The sequence below is a fragment of the Agromyces hippuratus genome, assembly GCF_013410355.1.
In the GTDB taxonomy this organism is placed as follows: Bacteria; Actinomycetota; Actinomycetes; order Actinomycetales; family Microbacteriaceae; genus Agromyces; species Agromyces hippuratus.
Genome location: NZ_JACCFI010000001.1, coordinates 622,081 through 639,172 on the forward strand (window position 1 = coordinate 622,081; position 17,092 = coordinate 639,172).

General features: G+C 69.7%; 13 protein-coding genes. 5 read left to right on the plus strand and 8 right to left on the minus strand.

Annotated features, from left to right (window positions below):
- The first annotated feature begins 5 nt into the window (after positions 1-5).
- Complete coding sequence (locus BJY17_RS02975; RefSeq protein ID WP_179550059.1) at positions 6-3,023, plus strand: bifunctional [glutamine synthetase] adenylyltransferase/[glutamine synthetase]-adenylyl-L-tyrosine phosphorylase; 3,018 nt, start codon at positions 6-8, stop codon at positions 3,021-3,023.
- Positions 3,024-3,204: 181 nt separating this feature from the next.
- Here the strand turns inward: BJY17_RS02975 and glnA are convergent, their stop codons facing one another.
- Complete coding sequence (gene glnA / locus BJY17_RS02980; protein ID WP_179550060.1) at positions 3,205-4,629, minus strand: type I glutamate--ammonia ligase; 1,425 nt, start codon at positions 4,627-4,629, stop codon at positions 3,205-3,207.
- Positions 4,630-4,766: 137 nt separating this feature from the next.
- On the opposite strand from glnA, the gene BJY17_RS02985 reads away from it, so the two are divergent.
- On the plus strand, positions 4,767-5,201 hold the full coding sequence (locus BJY17_RS02985) for an RDD family protein (RefSeq protein WP_322789728.1): 435 nt from the start codon (positions 4,767-4,769) through the stop codon (positions 5,199-5,201).
- 27 nt (positions 5,202-5,228) lie between these two features.
- On the opposite strand, the gene BJY17_RS02990 is transcribed toward BJY17_RS02985, so the two are convergent.
- The 4 genes from BJY17_RS02990 to lipB form a co-directional block, all read right to left on the minus strand.
- Positions 5,229-5,807 carry a YdcF family protein gene (locus tag BJY17_RS02990; protein WP_179550061.1) on the minus strand — a complete coding sequence of 193 codons (579 nt, stop codon included), beginning with the start codon at positions 5,805-5,807 and terminating at the stop codon, positions 5,229-5,231.
- A gap of 126 nt (positions 5,808-5,933) precedes the next feature.
- A complete protein-coding gene (locus tag BJY17_RS02995) occupies positions 5,934-6,647 on the minus strand; it encodes a DUF4191 domain-containing protein (protein WP_179550062.1) in 714 nt (237 codons plus the stop codon).
- Positions 6,648-6,719: 72 nt separating this feature from the next.
- Positions 6,720-7,709 carry a lipoyl synthase gene (gene lipA / locus BJY17_RS03000; protein ID WP_179550063.1) on the minus strand — a complete coding sequence of 330 codons (990 nt, stop codon included), beginning with the start codon at positions 7,707-7,709 and terminating at the stop codon, positions 6,720-6,722.
- Positions 7,706-8,341 carry a lipoyl(octanoyl) transferase LipB gene (lipB, locus tag BJY17_RS03005; RefSeq protein WP_074259141.1) on the minus strand — a complete coding sequence of 212 codons (636 nt, stop codon included), beginning with the start codon at positions 8,339-8,341 and terminating at the stop codon, positions 7,706-7,708. Before lipB ends, lipA begins: the two co-directional genes overlap by 4 nt.
- A 172-nt stretch (positions 8,342-8,513) precedes the next feature.
- Here lipB and BJY17_RS03010 point away from each other — a divergent pair, with 172 nt between their 5' ends.
- A complete protein-coding gene (locus BJY17_RS03010; protein WP_179550064.1) occupies positions 8,514-9,995 on the plus strand; it encodes a serine/threonine-protein kinase in 1,482 nt (493 codons plus the stop codon).
- Here BJY17_RS03010 and sucB read toward each other — a convergent pair.
- The 3 genes from sucB to BJY17_RS03025 all read right to left on the minus strand — a co-directional run bounded on the left by sucB (position 9,992) and on the right by BJY17_RS03025 (position 14,529).
- On the minus strand, positions 9,992-11,515 hold the full coding sequence (sucB, locus tag BJY17_RS03015) for a 2-oxoglutarate dehydrogenase, E2 component, dihydrolipoamide succinyltransferase (protein ID WP_179550065.1): 1,524 nt from the start codon (positions 11,513-11,515) through the stop codon (positions 9,992-9,994). The genes BJY17_RS03010 and sucB overlap by 4 nt on opposite strands.
- A gap of 68 nt (positions 11,516-11,583) precedes the next feature.
- Positions 11,584-12,957 (minus strand): dihydrolipoyl dehydrogenase, encoded by a 1,374-nt coding sequence (gene lpdA / locus BJY17_RS03020; protein ID WP_179550066.1) that lies wholly within the window; start codon positions 12,955-12,957, stop codon positions 11,584-11,586.
- Between the two features lie 99 nt (positions 12,958-13,056).
- A complete protein-coding gene (locus BJY17_RS03025) occupies positions 13,057-14,529 on the minus strand; it encodes a leucyl aminopeptidase (RefSeq protein ID WP_179550067.1) in 1,473 nt (490 codons plus the stop codon).
- An 88-nt stretch (positions 14,530-14,617) separates the two neighbouring features.
- Here BJY17_RS03025 and BJY17_RS03030 point away from each other — a divergent pair, with 88 nt between their 5' ends.
- Both BJY17_RS03030 and BJY17_RS03035 read left to right on the plus strand, forming a co-directional pair.
- Positions 14,618-15,544, plus strand: coding sequence for a proteasome assembly chaperone family protein (locus BJY17_RS03030; protein WP_179550068.1), 927 nt, complete (start codon positions 14,618-14,620; stop codon positions 15,542-15,544).
- 253 nt (positions 15,545-15,797) lie between these two features.
- The gene (locus BJY17_RS03035; protein ID WP_179550069.1) at positions 15,798-17,090 is read left to right on the plus strand and encodes an RNA polymerase sigma factor; all 1,293 of its coding nucleotides are present in this window, start codon (positions 15,798-15,800) and stop codon (positions 17,088-17,090) included.
- The last annotated feature ends 2 nt before the right edge of the window (positions 17,091-17,092 follow it).

Below are 17,092 nucleotides of genomic sequence, written 5' to 3' on the forward strand. Positions count from 1 at the left end.
ATCGGATGTCTCGTCAGGCCCCCACGCTCGGAAGAGTCGCTCGTGCGGGCTTCGTCGAGCTGAGCGGCGCCGCAGCGGCGCTCGAGTCGCTGTCGGCGTCCACCGGTGTCGCCGCGGACTCGCTGCTCGAGGTGTTCGCGCAGGCCGCCGACCCCGACGAGGCGCTCGCGGTCGTCGCGCGACTCCACGAACAGGCGCCGACCGAGCTCGCCGGCGTCCTCGATCATGAGAACGCCGCGGCGCGCCTGGTGCGACTCGTCGGAGCCTCGCGCGGATTCGCCGACTTCCTGCTGCGGCATCCGTCGGACCTCGCATCGTTCGCGCAGGTGCCGGTCGCTCCGCCGAGCGTCGCAGAGGCACGAGCATCGCTGCTCGCCGCGCTCGACGCGGTCACCGCCCCGCCGGCGGACCTCCCCGAAGCGGCGGCGAGGGCGATCCGCATCCGGTACCGACGGCTCCTCGCGGACATCGCGGTGTACGACCTCACCCGCGCCGACGCGGTCGACGTGGTCGACGTCGTGGCAGCCGGCCTCGCCGATCTGGCCGGCGCCACGCTCGATGCAGCGCTTGCGGCCGCTCGTCGCGTGATCGGGCGGGCACCGGGGGAGCCCGCAGCACCGGGACGGTACCCGGCCGCCGAGGTCGAGGCCACGAGGCTCGCCGTCATCGGCATGGGCAAGGCCGGGGCCCGTGAGCTCAACTACGTGAGCGACGTCGACGTCATCTTCGTCGCCGAATCCGCCGACGAAGACGTGGTCTCGACCGCGCGAGCGCTCGACATCGCCACCCGCCTCGCCATGCTGACGATGCGCATCATCGGCGAGCCCGGCATCGAGCCGCCGCTGTGGGAGGTCGACCCGAACCTCCGCCCCGAGGGCAAGGACGGCGCACTCGTGCGCACGCTCGAGTCGCACCTGCAGTACTACGACCGGTGGGCGAAGAGCTGGGAGTTCCAGGCACTCCTCAAGGCCCGCCCGCTCGCCGGCGACCTCGAGCTCGGCGGCCGATACATCGAGGGCGTCGCGCCGAAGGTGTGGTCGAGTTCGAGCCGAGAGGGCTTCGTCGAGTCAGTTCAGGCGATGCGCGAGCGCGTCACCGAGCACATCCCCGCCGACGAGGTCGACGTGCAGATCAAGCTCGGCCCGGGCGGCATCCGCGACATCGAGTTCACGGTGCAGCTGCTGCAGCTCGTGCACGGCGCCTCCGACGACGGCATCCACCAGCGGGGCACGCTGCCCGCCCTCGCGGCACTCGCGGAGCTCGGCTACGTCGGGCGGGAGGAGGCGGCCGAGTTCGCGCGCGACTACCGGGTGCTGCGCGTGCTCGAGCACCGGGTGCAGCTCGAGCGGTTGCGCCGCACGCACCTCATGCCGCGCGACGAGCACCGACTCCGCGTCCTGGCCCGTGCGTCGGGGCTCGGCCGCACGGCTGATGAACTCAGGGCGGTGTGGCTCGCCACGCGCCAACGCGTGCGCGGCCTGCACGAACGACTCTTCTACCGGCCGCTGCTGTCGGCCGTGGCGGCGCTGCCCGCATCCGGTCTCGGGCTCACCAGCGTGCAGGCGGAGGCTCGACTCGCGGCGATCGGGTTCCGCGACCCGCGCGGTGCGCTCGCGCACATCGCGGCGCTCACCACCGGTGTGTCGCGGCGCGCGCAGATCCAGCGCAACCTCATGCCGGTGCTCATCTCCTGGTTCGCCGACGGCACCGACCCCGACTTCGGGCTGCTCTCGTTCCGGCGCCTCAGCGACACCCTCGGCACCACCCACTGGTATCTGCGGCTGCTCCGCGACTCCTCCGACGCGGCGCTGCGGCTCACGCGGGTGCTCTCGGGCTCACGCTTCGCCGCCGAGTTGCTCGAGCGCAGCCCCGAATCGGTGGCCTGGCTCGAAGACCTCGACGAGCTGCGGCCGCGATCGATCGCCGCGCTCGAAGACGAAGGCCGGGCGGTGCTCCGTCGGCACGAGGAACCCGACGTCGCGGCCAAGATCTTCCGCGCCATCCGCCGCCGCGAGGTGCTGCGGCTCGCGCTCTCCGGAATCCTCGACGTCTGCACCGTCGAAGAACTCGGCCACGCCCTCAGCGACGTCACCGAGAACCACATCGCCGCCCTCGTCGCCGCGATCCGCGGCGGCGAGCCCGACGGTATCGAGTTCGCCGTGATCGGCATGGGCCGCTTCGGCGGCCGCGAGCTCGGCATCGGTTCCGACGCCGACATCATCTACGTCTACCGGGCGACGGATGCCGCGGCCGACGCCGCACATTCGCGGGCGCTGCGCATCGTCGCCGAACTCGTGCGTCTCAGCGAAGACGCGCGGCTGCCCTTCGACCTCGACGCCGACCTCCGCCCCGAGGGACGCAACGGCGTCGTCGCCCGCTCGCTCGACGCCTACCGTGCGTACTACGCGAGGTGGTCGCTGACGTGGGAGGCGCAGGCGCTGCTGCGAGCCCGCGGGGTGGCGGGCAACCTGCCGCTCATCGAGGAGTTCACCGACCTCGCTGACACCGTGCGCTATCCCGAGTCGATCAGCGAACGCGACGTGCGAGAGGTCAAGCGCATCAAGGCTCGCGTCGAGAACGAACGACTGCCGCAGGGAGCCGATCCGAACCGGCACCTGAAGCTCGGGCGCGGATCGCTCTCCGATGTCGAATGGTTCGTGCAGCTCATCCAACTGCAGCACGCCGCCGCCGTTCCCGCGCTGCGCACGACGTCGACGCTCGACGCCCTCGCCGCAGCGGTCGAGCACGGGCTCGTCGAGGCATCCGATGCCGAAACGCTGCGCGCCGCGTGGGTGTTCGCCTCGCGCGCCCGTTCGGCGCTCACCCTCTGGCTCGACCGCACCACCGACGTGCTGCCCGTCGAGCGATCGCAGCTCGAGGGCGTCGCCCGCATCATGGGCTACCCGCCTGGATCGGCGACACAGCTCGAACAGGACTATCTGCATGTCACCCGGCGCGCCCGCGCCGTCTTCGATCGCGGCTTCTACGGGGTCGAGCCCCGGCGTGAGCCGTCCATCGGCTGAGCGGCACCCGGATCTCGAGAGCGGCGACATGGTCGACCGGTCGTCGCGTCGCAACGCGTCGCCGGGAAACGACGAATGGGCCCGCCCCGCCGAAGCGGTGCGGGCCCATCCAGGCCGGATCCTTACGACTGCAGGGGGGATGCAGGTTCGGATCCTGGGGACTGCAGAGGGGGCTGCAGGATCAGACGCCGTAGTAGAGCTCGAACTCGAACGGGTGAGGACGCAGAGCCAGCGGCTTCAGCTCCTTCTCGCGCTTGAAGTCGATCCACGTCTCGATGAGCTCCTTGGTGAACACGCCGCCCTCGAGGAGGAAGTCGTGGTCGGCCTCGAGCGCCGCGAGGGCCTCGCCGAGCGAGCCGGGGACCTGCGGGATCGCCTTGGCCTCCTCGGGCGGGAGCTCGTAGAGGTCCTTGTCGACGGGCTCGTGCGGCTCGATGCGGTTCTTGATGCCGTCGAGGCCGGCCATGAGCTGCGCGGCGAACGCGAGGTAGGGGTTGCCCGAGGCATCCGGAGCGCGGAACTCGATGCGCTTGGCCTTCGGGTTGGTGCCGGTGATCGGGATGCGGATGGACGCCGAACGGTTGCCCGCCGAGTACACCAGGTTCACGGGCGCCTCGAAGCCGGGCACCAGACGGTGGTACGAGTTCACCGTCGGGTTCGTGAAGGCGAGCACCGCGGGGGCGTGCTTCAGCAGGCCGCCGATGTACCAGCGCGCGAGGTCGGAGAGACCGCCGTAGCCGGCCTCGTCGTAGAAGAGCGGCTTGCCCTCGCTCCAGAGCGACTGGTGGGTGTGCATGCCCGAGCCGTTGTCGCCGAAGATCGGCTTCGGCATGAACGTCGCCGTCTTGCCCCACTGCTCGGCGGTGTTCTTGACGATGTACTTGAACTTCAGGATGTCGTCGGCTGCGGCGACCATCGTGTCGAAGCGGTAGTTGATCTCGGCCTGGCCGCCGGTGCCCACCTCGTGGTGCGAGCGCTCGAGGATGAGGCCTGCGTCGATGAGCTTGAGGCAGATGTCGTCGCGCAGGTCGGCCTGCTTGTCGACGGGGGAGACGGGGAAGTAGCCGCCCTTGTAGGGGGTCTTGTTGCCGAGGTTTCCGCCCTCTTCGACGCGGCCCGAGTTCCAGGCGCCCTCTTCGGAGTCGACCGAGTAGAAGCTCGAGTGCTGGTTGACCTCGTAGCGCACGTCGTCGAAGATGTAGAACTCGGCCTCGGGGGCGAAGAACGCGGTGTCGGCGATGCCGGTCGACGCGAGGTACTTCTCGGCCTTCTTGGCGACCTGACGCGGGTCCTTCGAGTAGATCTCGCCGTTGCGCGGGTTGTAGATGTCGAAGACCATGATGAGCGTGCGCTCAGCGCGGAACGCGTCGATGTACGCGGTCGTCACGTCGGGGATGAGCTGCATGTCGGACTCGTGGATGTTCGCGAAGCCGCGGATCGAGGAGCCGTCGAACAGCTGGCCGACGGTGAAGAACTCTTCATCGACAGTGGAGGCCGGGATGTTGAAGTGCTGCTGCACGCCCGGAAGATCGGTGAAGCGGATGTCGAGGAACTTGACATCCGTCTCCTTGATGAACTTGAGAACTTCGGACGAATCGCTGAACATGTTTGCGCAGTCTCCAAGAGGACTAGAACCGGACGGACTTTCACAGCCGGTAGCGACGCTAGCCGGGTGCCGTTTCCCTGCCGTGACCGGAATGTTTCGGCCATGTTACGCCCAGTAGGGCTCGGTAGACTCTTCTGGTGCCTGACGCGAAACCCCAGACCTTCGGAGACCTCGAGCCGAGTCGATGGCCGGGGGAGCGCCTCGGACTGCCGGCCGAAGGGCGCGGGTCCGTGGCCCGACCCGGTCGCCGCATCGCCGCACTGCTCGTCGACTGGGCGAGCGCCATGCTGATCTCGCTGCTCTTCACGCCCTACGAGTCCGCCGCGTACACCTGGGTCACGCCCCTCGTGTTCGCCGTGCTGCAGATCGTCTTCATCCCGACCATCGGCGGCAGCCTCGGGCATCGCCTGCTGGGCATGCGGGTCATTCCGCTCGAGGGCGGATGGATCGGCGTCCGGCGCCCCGTCGTGCGCACCGCGCTGCTCCTGATCGTCATTCCGGCGCTCGTCTGGGATTCCGACCAGCGCGGCTTCCACGACAAGGTCGCCGGCACGGTGCTCATCCGCTACTAGGCTCGACGAGCCTCTCGCGACTCCGGTTCACTGGCCGCGCAGACTCCGCAATCCGAGCACGGCCGCGAGCGGTTTCACCAGTGCGAGCTCACCGAGCCGGTGGTCCTCGGCGCGCACGAGTCGTTCTGCGAGGTCGGGCCGCAGCTTCCACAGGTGCGCTCGGCCCTTCTCGGCGTGGAGCGAATTGGACACGATCTTGATCGCGTCCGCGTCTTCGAGGAACGGGATCGCGTTCTGGATGTTCTCCCAGGTGGTCGAACTGTCGCAGTCGAGTCGGATCGGCCCCGTGCTGCCGCGTCGTCGGGCGTAGCCGGCCATCAGCTCAGCCTCGGGGACGGAGCTGGCCACGCCGCCGCCGCACAGCACGAGCACGCTCTCCGAGGCGCGCGGATCCTGCGAGCGGAGCCCGGCGCGAACCCGGTAGCGGTTCAAGAGGTTCGCTCGCGTGCCGCGATTCCGGTACCCGAGGACGACGACTGCCTCAGAGGTACCCGACCGTGCCGCGGTACCGAGCCTCCGGCCGTTCGATCGGTGGTGGATGAACTCCGCCCAGGCGATGACGCCGGCGATGGTCGCGACTGGTACGACGAGAGGAAGAAGACGCACTCCGCGAGGCTACCGCCGTGGAAGGTGAAGCAGGCGAAAGCAACGAGCCGCAGCCTTCCTCGGCCGTACAACGAGAACGCGGCCTCCGTCGTGACGGAGGCCGCGTTCGTTTCGCTCAGTACCTGGTCAGCGCATCTTGCCGCGCTGGGGCCGGGCCTTCATCGGGTCGATGCCCTTCGGGATCGGCAGCGACGTCTGGAGCGAGTTGAGTCGATTGGAGACGGCCAGCACCTCAGGCTTGGTGAGGGCCTTCTTGGTCTTGCGCAGCGCCGCAGGGAGCTTGTGGAGGGCGATCGACCCCTCGTCGTCGCCGACCGAGAGCTGCATGACGGGAACGTTCGGCAGGATGCGGGCGACCTTGCGCTGCTCGTCGTCGAGCATGCGCTTCGTGCGCGAGGAGGGGCCCTCGCTGATGAGGGCGACGCCGCCGCGGCCGACGGCGCGATAGACGGCGTCCTGCGTCTTGCCGTTGACGGCGACGGGCATCTCGTTGCCGACCCATCCGCCGCGAAGGCCGCTGCGGAGCACCGCGCCGACCGCGCCGGGCTGGCCCTCGATCTGCGAGTACGCGGCGCGCTCGGCGCGACGGCCGAGGATCACGAGTGCGATGAGGAGGCCGGCGAGCACGCCCGCGACGACCCAGAGGGCGATCGTGAAGCCGTTGCCCTCGCTCAGCCAGAGCGCGAGGCCGAGGCTCACGAGCACGGGGGCGAGGAAGCCGAGGAGCATCAGCCACTGCGCGGTGGAATCGTAGCGGCGGGTCATCTGGAAGACCTGCCACATCTGCTTCATGCGGCCGGGCTCCTTCTGAGCCTTCGATGCGTCCTTGGTACGTGCCATGTCCTCAAGGATACCGGCGCGGAGGGCCGTCTCGGACCGCGATCTGCACGCGGTCCGAGACGGCGGATGCCGCTAGCCGACCGCCTGCGCGAAGCCGAGCGATGCGTCGGCGAGATGCGAGAGTTCGGCGGGGAGTTCTCGCCCCTTCGCGTGCATCGACTGCGCCCAGAGGCGACCTGCCCGATAGGAGGAACGCACGAGGGGGCCGGCGAGGACGCCGAGGAAGCCGATCGCCTCGGCCTCCTCCTTGATCTCGATGAACTCCTCGGGGCGCACCCAGCGGGCGACCGGCAGGTGCCGGGGGCTCGGCCGCAGGTACTGGGTCACGGTGATGATGTCGGTGCCCGCATCGTGGAGGTCCTGCAGTGCCTGCGAGATCTCTTCCCGCTCCTCGCCCATGCCGAGGATGAGGTTCGACTTCGTGATGAGGCCGGCCTCACGTCCCTGCGTGATCACGTCGAGCGATCGCTCGTAGCGGAACGCCGGACGGATGCGCTTGAAGATGCGCGGCACCGTCTCGACGTTGTGTGCGAACACCTCGGGCTGGGCATCGAACACCTGCTTCAGCAGCTCGGGCACCCCGTTGAAGTCGGGCACGAGGATCTCGACCCCGGTGCCGGGCGACTGACGATGGATCTCGCGGATCGTCTCCGCGTAGAGCCAGGCGCCTCCGTCGGGCAGGTCGTCGCGGGCGACGCCCGTGACGGTCGAGTAGCGCAGCTGCATCTTCACCACCGACTCGCCGACGCGGCGGGGTTCGTCGGCGTCGTAGTCGGCCGGCTTGCCGGTGTCGATCTGGCAGAAGTCGCAGCGACGCGTGCACTGCGCCCCGCCGATGAGGAAGGTCGCCTCGCGGTCCTCCCAGCACTCGTAGATGTTGGGACAGCCGGCCTCCTGGCACACGGTGTGCAGGTCTTCGCTCTTCACGAGCGACTGCAGCGCCCGGTACTCGGGCCCCATCTTCGCGCGCGTCTTGATCCACTCGGGTTTGCGTTCGATCGGCGTCTGGGCGTTGCGGACTTCGAGGCGCAGCATCCTGCGCCCCTCGGGTGTCGTGCTCACGCGGCGATCGCCGCCTCGGCGCGGAAGCGTGCGGAGATCGGTTCGACGAGATCGGCCGGGGTCACGGTGCGACCCAGTTCACGGCTGATCGTGGTCACTCCCGCGTCGCGGATGCCGCAAGCGACGATACGGTCGTACGCGTCGAGCTCGTTGCTCGCGTTCAGGGCGAAGCCGTGCATGGTGACGCCGCTCTCGACGCGGATGCCGATGGCGGCGATCTTGTTCTCGCGTCCGGGCGGGCCGACCCAGACACCGGACCTGCCGTCGACGCGGTGCGACTCGAGGCCGATGTCGGCGAGCACGTCGATGAGGATGCCTTCGAGCCGCCGGACGTATCCGACGACGTCGATGGGCTCCGGCAGGCGCAGGATCGGATACCCGACGAGTTGGCCGGGGCCGTGCCAGGTGATCTTGCCGCCGCGGTCGACGTCGATGACGGGAGTCCCGTCGGTCGGCCGTTCCTCGGGCGCAGTGCGCTTGCCGGCGGTGTAGACGGAGGGGTGCTCCAGAAGGAGTACGGTGTCGGGGCGTTCGCCCCCGACAACCGCGCGATGGACGGCGCGCTGAAGGTCGAGACCCTCGATGTACGGCACGGAGTTGGCGCTTAGCCCCGTGACGACGATGTCGAGCATGGGAATCAGCTTAGGTCACTCCTCCTCGACAGCGGTCGTCGACGGGCAGCGCTCCTCAACGGTCGGTGCTGCTCGGTCCCGACCACGGCGTGCGAGCATGCTGTTCGGCATGGTTCGATCCAGCAGGCGACGCCCCGACCACCGCTCCGGCTCCAGCCCGGAGGCAGAGGCGGTGACGCGCGACACACCGCCTTCGGCGTCGTCGACGCTCGCCGGCTACCGCCTGCTCCGGCGCATCGCGTCGGGCGAGCGTGCCGACGTGTTCCTCGCCGCCGTCGACGGCCCGACCGACGAACCGGGACCGCTCGTGGTCGTGCGGGTCTACGACGCCACGGCGGACGGAGCGGCGATCGCGCTCGAGGTCGAGGCCATGTCGACGGATGCCTCGGGGTCGCTGCCTGCGCTCTTCGACATCGCGACCCTCGACGACGGGCGATGCGCACTCGCAGTCGAGCGTCTGGCGGGCGCACCGGTCGCTCGCATCATCGCAGAGCGGCGCGTGACCCCGGGCGAAGCCGTCACGATCCTCGCGCCCATCGCGGTGGCGGTCGGCGAACTCGAGCGCCGGGGGTTCGTGCACACCCGGCTGTCGCCCGGTGACGTGCTCCTCGACGGGCACGGGCGTCCGCGGCTCATCGGCCTCGGCGGTCTCGAGCGGCTTCCCACGGCGCCGCATGAGCGCAACCAGCTCCTTCGAACGGGGCATGTCGCCCTCGCCGACCTGGTCGCCGAGGTGGTCGCGGCGACGGAGCGGCCGGGAGCGTTCGCCGCCGTCGAAGAAATGATGCAGGCGCGTCTCACGACACGGCCGTTCACGCCGTGCGACGCCGAGCTCGAACGAGCGCTCTTCGCGGCAGCGGAGCCGGAAGCCGTGCGGGGCATCGTCATCGCCGCTCCACGGCCGGGCCCGCCATCCCGGGCGACCGCGCCGCTCGAAGTCGGACCGTCGGTCGCGCACGGCGACGATGCCGAGCACCTCGGTGCCACCGAGGCGCCGGCACGCAGATCGTTCGCCACCCTGCTCGACCTCGCGCAATGGCCTGCGTTCGTGGCGGACGGGCGTCGCAGCGTCGACGGTGCACCGCCTTCCGGTTCGCCCGATGCGCCCGTCGGCGTCAGGAACCGGATCCGAACGATGCTGCGTCGACGCCGACCCGCGCTCATCGTGGGCTCCCTCGTCGGCGGGGGAGCACTGGTGCTGCTCTTGACCCTGGTGCCGCCGGAGACGAGCGAGGTCGTGGCGTCGGATTCCGTGCACGACACCGCTGCGATCGCGACCGCGGCCCCCGAGGTGGAGCCGTCGGAGACGGCGGACGCGCCCGCGGATGCGACTGCAGGCGATGACGTCCTGGCCGCGGTGCACGCCCTGCTCGCTCGCCGAGCCGAGTGCTTCGATCAGCTCGACCTGGCGTGCCTCGAGACGATCGTGCAGGCCGGTTCCGCCGCCGAAGCCGACGAGCTCGCGGCCATGGGCGTCGCACGCGATGGCGGTGACGCTCCGCCCGCGTTCGATCCGGCCGGCATCGCGCTGACGGCCGAGATGGGTTCGGCAGTGCTCGTCACGGTTCCCTATGCGACGAGTGAACGAGAACCGGCCTCGCTCCTCGTGATGAGGGGCGAGGCCGGTTGGCGACTTCGAGAGATCTTCGGCTAGATGCCGAGGTCGGCCTCGAACGCACCCTCTTCGAGCCGCTGCTTGACGGCGGTGAGGAAGCGGGCGGCGTCTGCGCCGTCGATGATGCGGTGGTCGTACGAGAGCGCCAGGTAGACCATCGAGCGCACGGCGATCGCATCGGCGCCGTCGGTCGAGACGACCACGGGGCGCTTCACGACGGTGCCGGTGCCGAGGATCGCCGACTGCGGCAGGAACACGACCGGGGTGTCGAAGAGCGCACCGCGCGAGCCGGTGTTCGTCAGGGTGAAGGTGCCCCCCGACAGCTCGTCGGGCTTCAGCTGGTTGTTGCGCGTTCGCTCGGCGAGGTCGGCGATCTGCGCGGCGAGGCCGGCGATGTCGAGCTCGGCCGAGTCGCGGATCACCGGAGTGAGGAGGCCGCGCTCGGTGTCGACCGCGATGCTCATGTTCTCCTGCGCCGGGTAGACGATGCTGTCGCCGTCGACCGTGGAGTTGATGATCGGGTAGGCGCGGAGCGCCTCGGCCGCTGCCATCGCGAAGAACGGCAGGAACGAGAGCTTGTTGCCGGTCTTGGCGAGGAAGTCGCCCTTGACCTTGTCGCGCAGGCGAGCCACCCGGGTCACGTCGACCTCGACGACGGTCGTGAGCTGGGCGGTCGACGTCATCGAGACGACGGCGCGCTCGGCGACGACCTTGCGCAGACGCGTCATCGGCACGGTGGTGCCGCGCAGCGGCGAGACCTCGAGCTCCTGACGAGCGGGGGCGGCCTCAGCGGATGCCGCGGGTGCAGCGTTCGCCGAGATGACGTCCTGCTTGCGGATGCGACCGCCGACACCGGTGCCGGTGACGCTCGCGAGGTCGACACCCTGCTCGTTCGCGAGCTTGCGGACGATCGGCGTGACGTAGCCTGCGGGCCCGGCGTGCGAGCCGCCCGTGGGCGCCGAAGGAGCTGCGGGGGCCGCCGGAGCTGCGGGCTCGGCGGCCGGAGCTGCGGGGGCTGCGGGCTCGGCGACCGGAGCAGCGGGAGCTGCGGGTTCGGCCGGAGCAGCGGGAGCGGCCGGAGCTGCGGGCTCGGCGGCCGGAGCTGCGGGGGCTGCGGGCTCGGCGACCGGAGCGGCGGGGGCGGCCGGGGCTGCGGGCTCGGCGACCGGAGCAGCGGGAGCTGCGGGGGCGGCCGGGGCTGCGGGCTCGGCGACCGGAGCAGCAGGTGCTGCCGGAGCTGCGGGTTCGGCAGGAGCAGCCGGAGCCGCCTCCGCCACGGGCGCTGCGGCCTCGGGAGCAGCCGGGGCAGCAGCTGCACCCGAACCATCGCCGATCGTCACGAGCGCGGTGCCGACCTCGACGGTCTCGTCCTCCTGGACGAGGATCGCCTCGATGACACCCGCGACGGGCGACGGGATCTCGGTGTCGACCTTGTCGGTCGAGACCTCGAGCAGCGGCTCGTCGACCTCGACACGGTCGCCGACATTCTTCAGCCAGCGGGTGACCGTGCCCTCAGTGACACTCTCTCCGAGTGCCGGGAGGCTGACGGATTCGCTCATGCGCTTGTCTCCTTCACAGCGTGGGAACGCTATCTAGCTTATTGCAGTCGTGGATGGGAACGACGGGTTCAGATGGCGTGGAGCGGCTTGCCGGCCAGCTTCAGCACGGCCTCGCCGAATGCCTCGCCCTGGGTCGGGTGGGCGTGGATGAACGGGGCGATGTCTTCGGGGTACGCCTCCCAGTTCACGGCGAGCTGCGCCTCGGCGATGAGTTCTCCGACACGGCCGCCGATCATGTGGACGCCGACGATCGGGCCCTCGTTCACCCGGACGACCTTGATCGAGCCCGACGTGCCGAGGATCGAGCTCTTGCCGTTGCCGGCGAGGTTGTACTCGAACGATGACACCTGGTCGGCGCCGAACTTCTCGGCGGCCTTGGCCTCGGTGTAGCCGACGGAGGCGACCTCGGGCTCGCAGTAGGTGATCTTCGGGATGTTCACGTCTTCGACGACGATCGGGGCGAGGCCAGCGATCTCCTCGGCGATGAAGATGCCCTGCTGGTAGCTGCGGTGCGCGAGCTGCAGGCCGGGAACGATGTCGCCGGCGGCGTAGACGCCCGGGACGCTCGTCTCGAGGCGGTCGTTCGTGATGACGAAGCCGCGGTCGATCGTGATGCCGGCCTCTTCGTATCCGAGGTTCTGCGTGACGGGGCCACGGCCGACGGCGACGAGCAGCAGCTCGGCCTCGTAGGTGGTGCCGTTCTCGAGCGTCACGACGACGCCCTCGTCGTTCTGGGTCACGCTCTGGAAGCGCACGCCGAGCGAGTACTCGATGCCGCGCTTGCGGAAGGCGCGCTCGAGCTGCTTCGAGATCGTCTCCTCCTCGTTGGGCACGAGGTGGGGCAGCGCTTCGATGATGGTGACGTCGGCGCCGAAGGAGTTCCAGACGCTCGCGAACTCGACGCCGATGACGCCGCCGCCGAGCACGGCGACCTTCTTGGGGATGAAGTCGAGCTCGAGGGCCTGCTCGCTCGTGATGACGCGGCCGCCGATCTCGAGGCCGGGGAGCGAGCGCGAGTACGAACCCGTGGCGAGCACGACGTTCTTGCCGACGTAGCGGTCGTCGCCGACGGCGACGGCATTGGCGCCGACGAGACGGCCCTCACCGGCGACGACAGGGATGCCGCGTGCCTTCAGCAGACCCTGCAGGCCCTTCCACTTGCTCGCGACGATGCCCTCGCGGTAAGCGGAGACGCCGGCGATGTCGACGCCCTCGAACGAGGTCTTGACGCCGTACTTCGCAGACTCGCGGGCGACCTCGGCGACCTCTGCCGAGTGCAGCAGGGCCTTCGTGGGGATGCAACCGCGGTGGAGACACGTGCCGCCGAGCTTGTCCTTCTCGATCACCACGGCGGTCATGCCGAGTTCGACGGCGCGGATCGCAGCGGCGTAACCGGCGCTGCCTCCGCCCAGGACGACAATGTCAAAGTTCTGCTCGGACAAACGCTCTCTCCCTTGCGCACCAGATCTGCGACACGGACTGCTCCCGGTTCGTTGCCGGGACAGGGTGTATGGGCGAGGATCTCGCCCCCAACGACCTTACTACTCTGCGGCGAGCTGCTCGCCCAGGCGGACGAGTGTGCGAACGGCGATGCCGGTGGCGCCCGATCCGGTGAAGCCGTAGCCGGCCGCGGTGTTGTGCGAGGGGCCCGCGATGTCGAGGTGAGCCCACGGGATGCGCGTGTCGTCGCCCTCGCGACGCCCGACGAACTCCTGCAGGAAGACGCCCGCGAGGAGCATGCCGGGCACCGTCATGCCGAGCTTGGTATTGGCGAGGTCGGCGACATCCGACTTCAGGTACTGCATGAGGTCGCGGGGGAGCGGCATCGGCCAGGTCGACTCGTCGACCGCGTCTGCGGCTGCCCGCACCTGCCCGACGAGCTCCTCGTCACCCATCAGGCCCGCGATGCGGTGACCGAGGGCGACCATCTGCGCACCGGTGAGGGTCGCGACGTCGACGATCGCGTCGGGCTGCTCCTCGCTCGCGGCGACCAGGCCGTCGGCGAGCACCAGCCGGCCCTCTGCGTCGGTGTTGATGACCTCGACGGTCTTGCCGCCGCGGATCCGCAGCACGTCGTTCGGGCGCACCGCGGTCGAGGAGGGCAGGTTCTCGGCGATGCAGAGCCATCCCGTGACCCGGATCGGCACCTCGAGCTCGGCGAGGGCGACCATCGCGGAGAGCACCGTCGCGGCGCCCGCCATGTCGGTCTTCATGCCGACGAGCGCGGTCATGGGCTTCAGCGAGATGCCGCCCGAGTCGTACGTGATGCCCTTGCCGACGAGGGCGAGGTGAACGGATGCCCCGGCCGGCGTGTAGTCGAGGCGCACGAGTCGCGGCCCGCGACTCGAGCCTTGACCGACGGCGAGGATGCCGCCGAACCCATCGGCGGCGAGCGTCTGCTCGTTCCACACCTTCGAGCCGATGCCGACGGCCGCGGCCGTCTCGACGGCGATCTGCGCGAGCCGCTCGGGGAAGAGGTCGGCGGGCGGCATGTTGACGAGGTCCTTCGTGGTCGCGACGGCCGCGACCACCGCACGGACCCGGTCGACGCCGATCGCGGACCCGTCGAACTCGGAGTGCAGCACGATGCTCGTCGGCCGCGGCGTCGGCTCAGAACGGAATCCGTCGTAGCCGTAGGCGCCGAGGCCTGCGCCCTCCAGCAGCGCAGCGGCCGCGTCGGCGTCGTCGGTCGGAACCGCGATCGCCACCGCGAGCTCGCCCTTCAGCTGGCGGAGCGCGCTGCCCGCGGCGAGGCGGAGGCTCGCGGCATCCGCTCGCTCACCGACGCCGACCAGTGCGACGACGCGCGGGCCGCCGGGGACGCCGGGGATGCGGATGAGCTCTTCGGCCGCCCCGCTCACGTCGAGCGCCTCCAGCACGGGCGCCACCCAGTCGAAGCCGGCCTCGGCCAGCAGTTCCGGGCCGTCGGCGCCCTTTCGGACGGCCAGCAGCACGACGTCGGCGTCGGAGGTGGAGGCGGGGGAGTCGGTCACGGAGAGGGTGGGAACAGCCATGCGGTCGATCGTACGTGTTCGCTCTCGGCATCACGTGGTCGGGCGGTGATCCGGAGGAGGGTGCAACAGGCCTCAGTAGGCTGGAAGCATGCGAGACCCCCGCTCCCTGTACGAGTTGAACCCCGACGTGATCGTTCCCGCCGGGCTTCCGCTGGTCGCGGGACTCACCGGCTACGCCGATGCGGGCGGAGCCGTCGCGCAGACCACCGAATACCTGCTCTCGACCCTCGACAGCACGGTCGTGGCATCCTTCGAGGCCGACGAACTGCTCGACTATCGAGCTCGCCGGCCGATCATCCTCTTCGAGGGCGACCACCTCACCGACTACACGCCGCCGCGGCTGAGCCTCGACCTCGCGGTCGACGAGCTGGGCCAGCAGTTCCTGCTGCTCACCGGATTCGAGCCCGACTACCAGTGGCAGCGGTTCAGCTCGGCCGTGCTCGACCTGATCGAGCGACTCGAGGTGTCGTCGACCACGTGGATCAACTCGATCCCCATGCCCGTGCCGCACACGCGGCCCGTGGGCGTGACCGTGAGCGGCAACCGCTCCGAACTCATCGAGGCGATGTCGATCTGGCGTCCGACGACGCAGGTGCCCGCCAACGTGCTGCACCTCGTCGAGTTCCGGCTCCAGGGGCTCGACCACCCGACGACGGGGTTCGTGCTCCTGATTCCGCACTATCTCTCCGACGCCGAGTACCCCTCGGCCGCGATCACCGCGCTCGAGGCGATCAGCGCCGCGACCGGTCGCATCTTCCCCACCGACGCGCTGCGCGAGCAGGGGCGGGACTTCATCGCACGCATCGACGAGCAGGTGTCCGAGAACGCCGAGCTCGCGAAGCTCGTGGGCACGCTCGAGCAGCGGCACGATTCCTACATGGAGGGCACCACGCTCCGCTCGCCGCTGACCGACGAAGACGGCGAGCTGCCGTCGGCCGACGAGATCGCCGCGGAGCTCGAGAAGTTCCTCGCGTTCCGCCGCGCGAACGACGACGACACGCCGCGCGGACGCTGAGCAGCGGGGAATGCCCCCGGCCGCGTCGATGTTGTAGCAACGAGAGGGCGAGTCCGGCCCTGATCGGGCATGAAGCGGTGCACACGTCTGTATAATGGAAGCAGGACCCGTTCTGGCCCGCTGGCGTGGTGAAAGACCACGCCGATGCAGCGGACTTGACATGGGTCCTCATAGTGTCCGAAAACGACCGGACCGAGTGCATGAGCCGGGTCCGCGAGGGCACGCGGGCACAACGGTAGGAGAGGTTCAACGAATGGCAACGACGAAAGCCGCGACGACGGCTGCGAGCGAGGCGGAGAAGCCCGCTGCGAAGCGCGCGACCGCCGCGAAGTCGACCGCCGCGAAGACGCCGGCGAAGGCCGCGGCCACCCCCGCGACCAAGACGCCTCGCGCTACCACCGCGAAGACCGCGACCAAGCCCCGCGCCAAGGCGAAGGCCAAGAGCGATGACGATGAAGGCGAAGAGGTCGTCGACCTCGAGGTCGTCGACGGCGCCGACGACTCGGCGACCGACGGCGACGACGACGACACGAAGGCCGTCGCGGTCGAGCCGCACCCCACCGGTGCCCTCGTGCTGCGCGCGGTCGACGACGAAGACGAGGTTCCGGTCTACTCGAGCGCCATCACCGGCGCGACGGCCGACCCCGTCAAGGACTACCTGAAGCAGATCGGAAAGGTCGCGCTCCTGAACGCGGCCGAAGAGGTCGAGCTCGCGATGCGCATCGAGGCGGGCCTGTTCGCCGAAGAGAAGCTCTCGCACATGACCGACGCCGAGAAGCGGTCGCAGCTCGGTCGCGAACTGCAGTGGGTTGCGAAGGACGGTCAGCGCGCCAAGAGCCACCTGCTCGGCGCGAACCTCCGCCTCGTGGTCTCGCTCGCCAAGCGCTACACGGGTCGCGGCATGCAGTTCCTCGACCTCATCCAGGAGGGCAACCTCGGTCTGATCCGTGCGGTCGAAAAATTCGACTACACCAAGGGCTTCAAGTTCTCGACCTACGCGACGTGGTGGATCCGCCAGGCGATCACCCGCGCCATGGCCGACCAGGCCCGCACCATCCGCATCCCGGTGCACATGGTCGAGGTCATCAACAAGCTCGCCCGAGTGCAGCGCCAGATGCTGCAGGATCTCGGTCGCGAGCCCACGCCCGAAGAGCTCAGCCGCGAACTCGACATGACCCCCGAGAAGGTCATCGAGGTGCAGAAGTACGGCCGCGAACCCATCTCGCTGCACACGCCCCTCGGTGAAGACGGCGACAGCGAGTTCGGCGACCTCATCGAGGACACCGAGGCCGTCGTCCCGGCCGACGCGGTCGGCTTCACGATGCTGCAGAAGCAGCTCGAGTCGCTCCTCGACTCGCTGAGCGAGCGCGAGGCGGGCGTCATCCGCATGCGCTTCGGCCTCGGCGACGGCATGCCGAAGACCCTCGACCAGATCGGCGACACCTTCGGGGTCACGCGTGAGCGCATCCGTCAGATCGAGTCGAAGACGATGGCGAAGCTGCGTCACCCCTCGCGTTCGCAGTCGCTCCGCGACTACCTCGAGTAGGC

Coding starts and splice junctions, on each gene's coding strand:
- BJY17_RS02975 (WP_179550059.1), top strand. CDS start 6: ATGTCTCGTCAGGCCCCCACGCTCGGAAGAGTCGCTCGTGCGGGCTTC.
- glnA (WP_179550060.1), bottom strand. CDS start 4,629: ATGTTCAGCGATTCGTCCGAAGTTCTCAAGTTCATCAAGGAGACGGAT.
- BJY17_RS02995 (WP_179550062.1), bottom strand. CDS start 6,647: ATGGCACGTACCAAGGACGCATCGAAGGCTCAGAAGGAGCCCGGCCGC.
- lipB (WP_074259141.1), bottom strand. CDS start 8,341: ATGCTCGACATCGTCGTCACGGGGCTAAGCGCCAACTCCGTGCCGTAC.
- sucB (WP_179550065.1), bottom strand. CDS start 11,515: ATGAGCGAATCCGTCAGCCTCCCGGCACTCGGAGAGAGTGTCACTGAG.
- BJY17_RS03025 (WP_179550067.1), bottom strand. CDS start 14,529: ATGGCTGTTCCCACCCTCTCCGTGACCGACTCCCCCGCCTCCACCTCC.
- BJY17_RS03030 (WP_179550068.1), top strand. CDS start 14,618: ATGCGAGACCCCCGCTCCCTGTACGAGTTGAACCCCGACGTGATCGTT.
- BJY17_RS03035 (WP_179550069.1), top strand. CDS start 15,798: ATGGCAACGACGAAAGCCGCGACGACGGCTGCGAGCGAGGCGGAGAAG.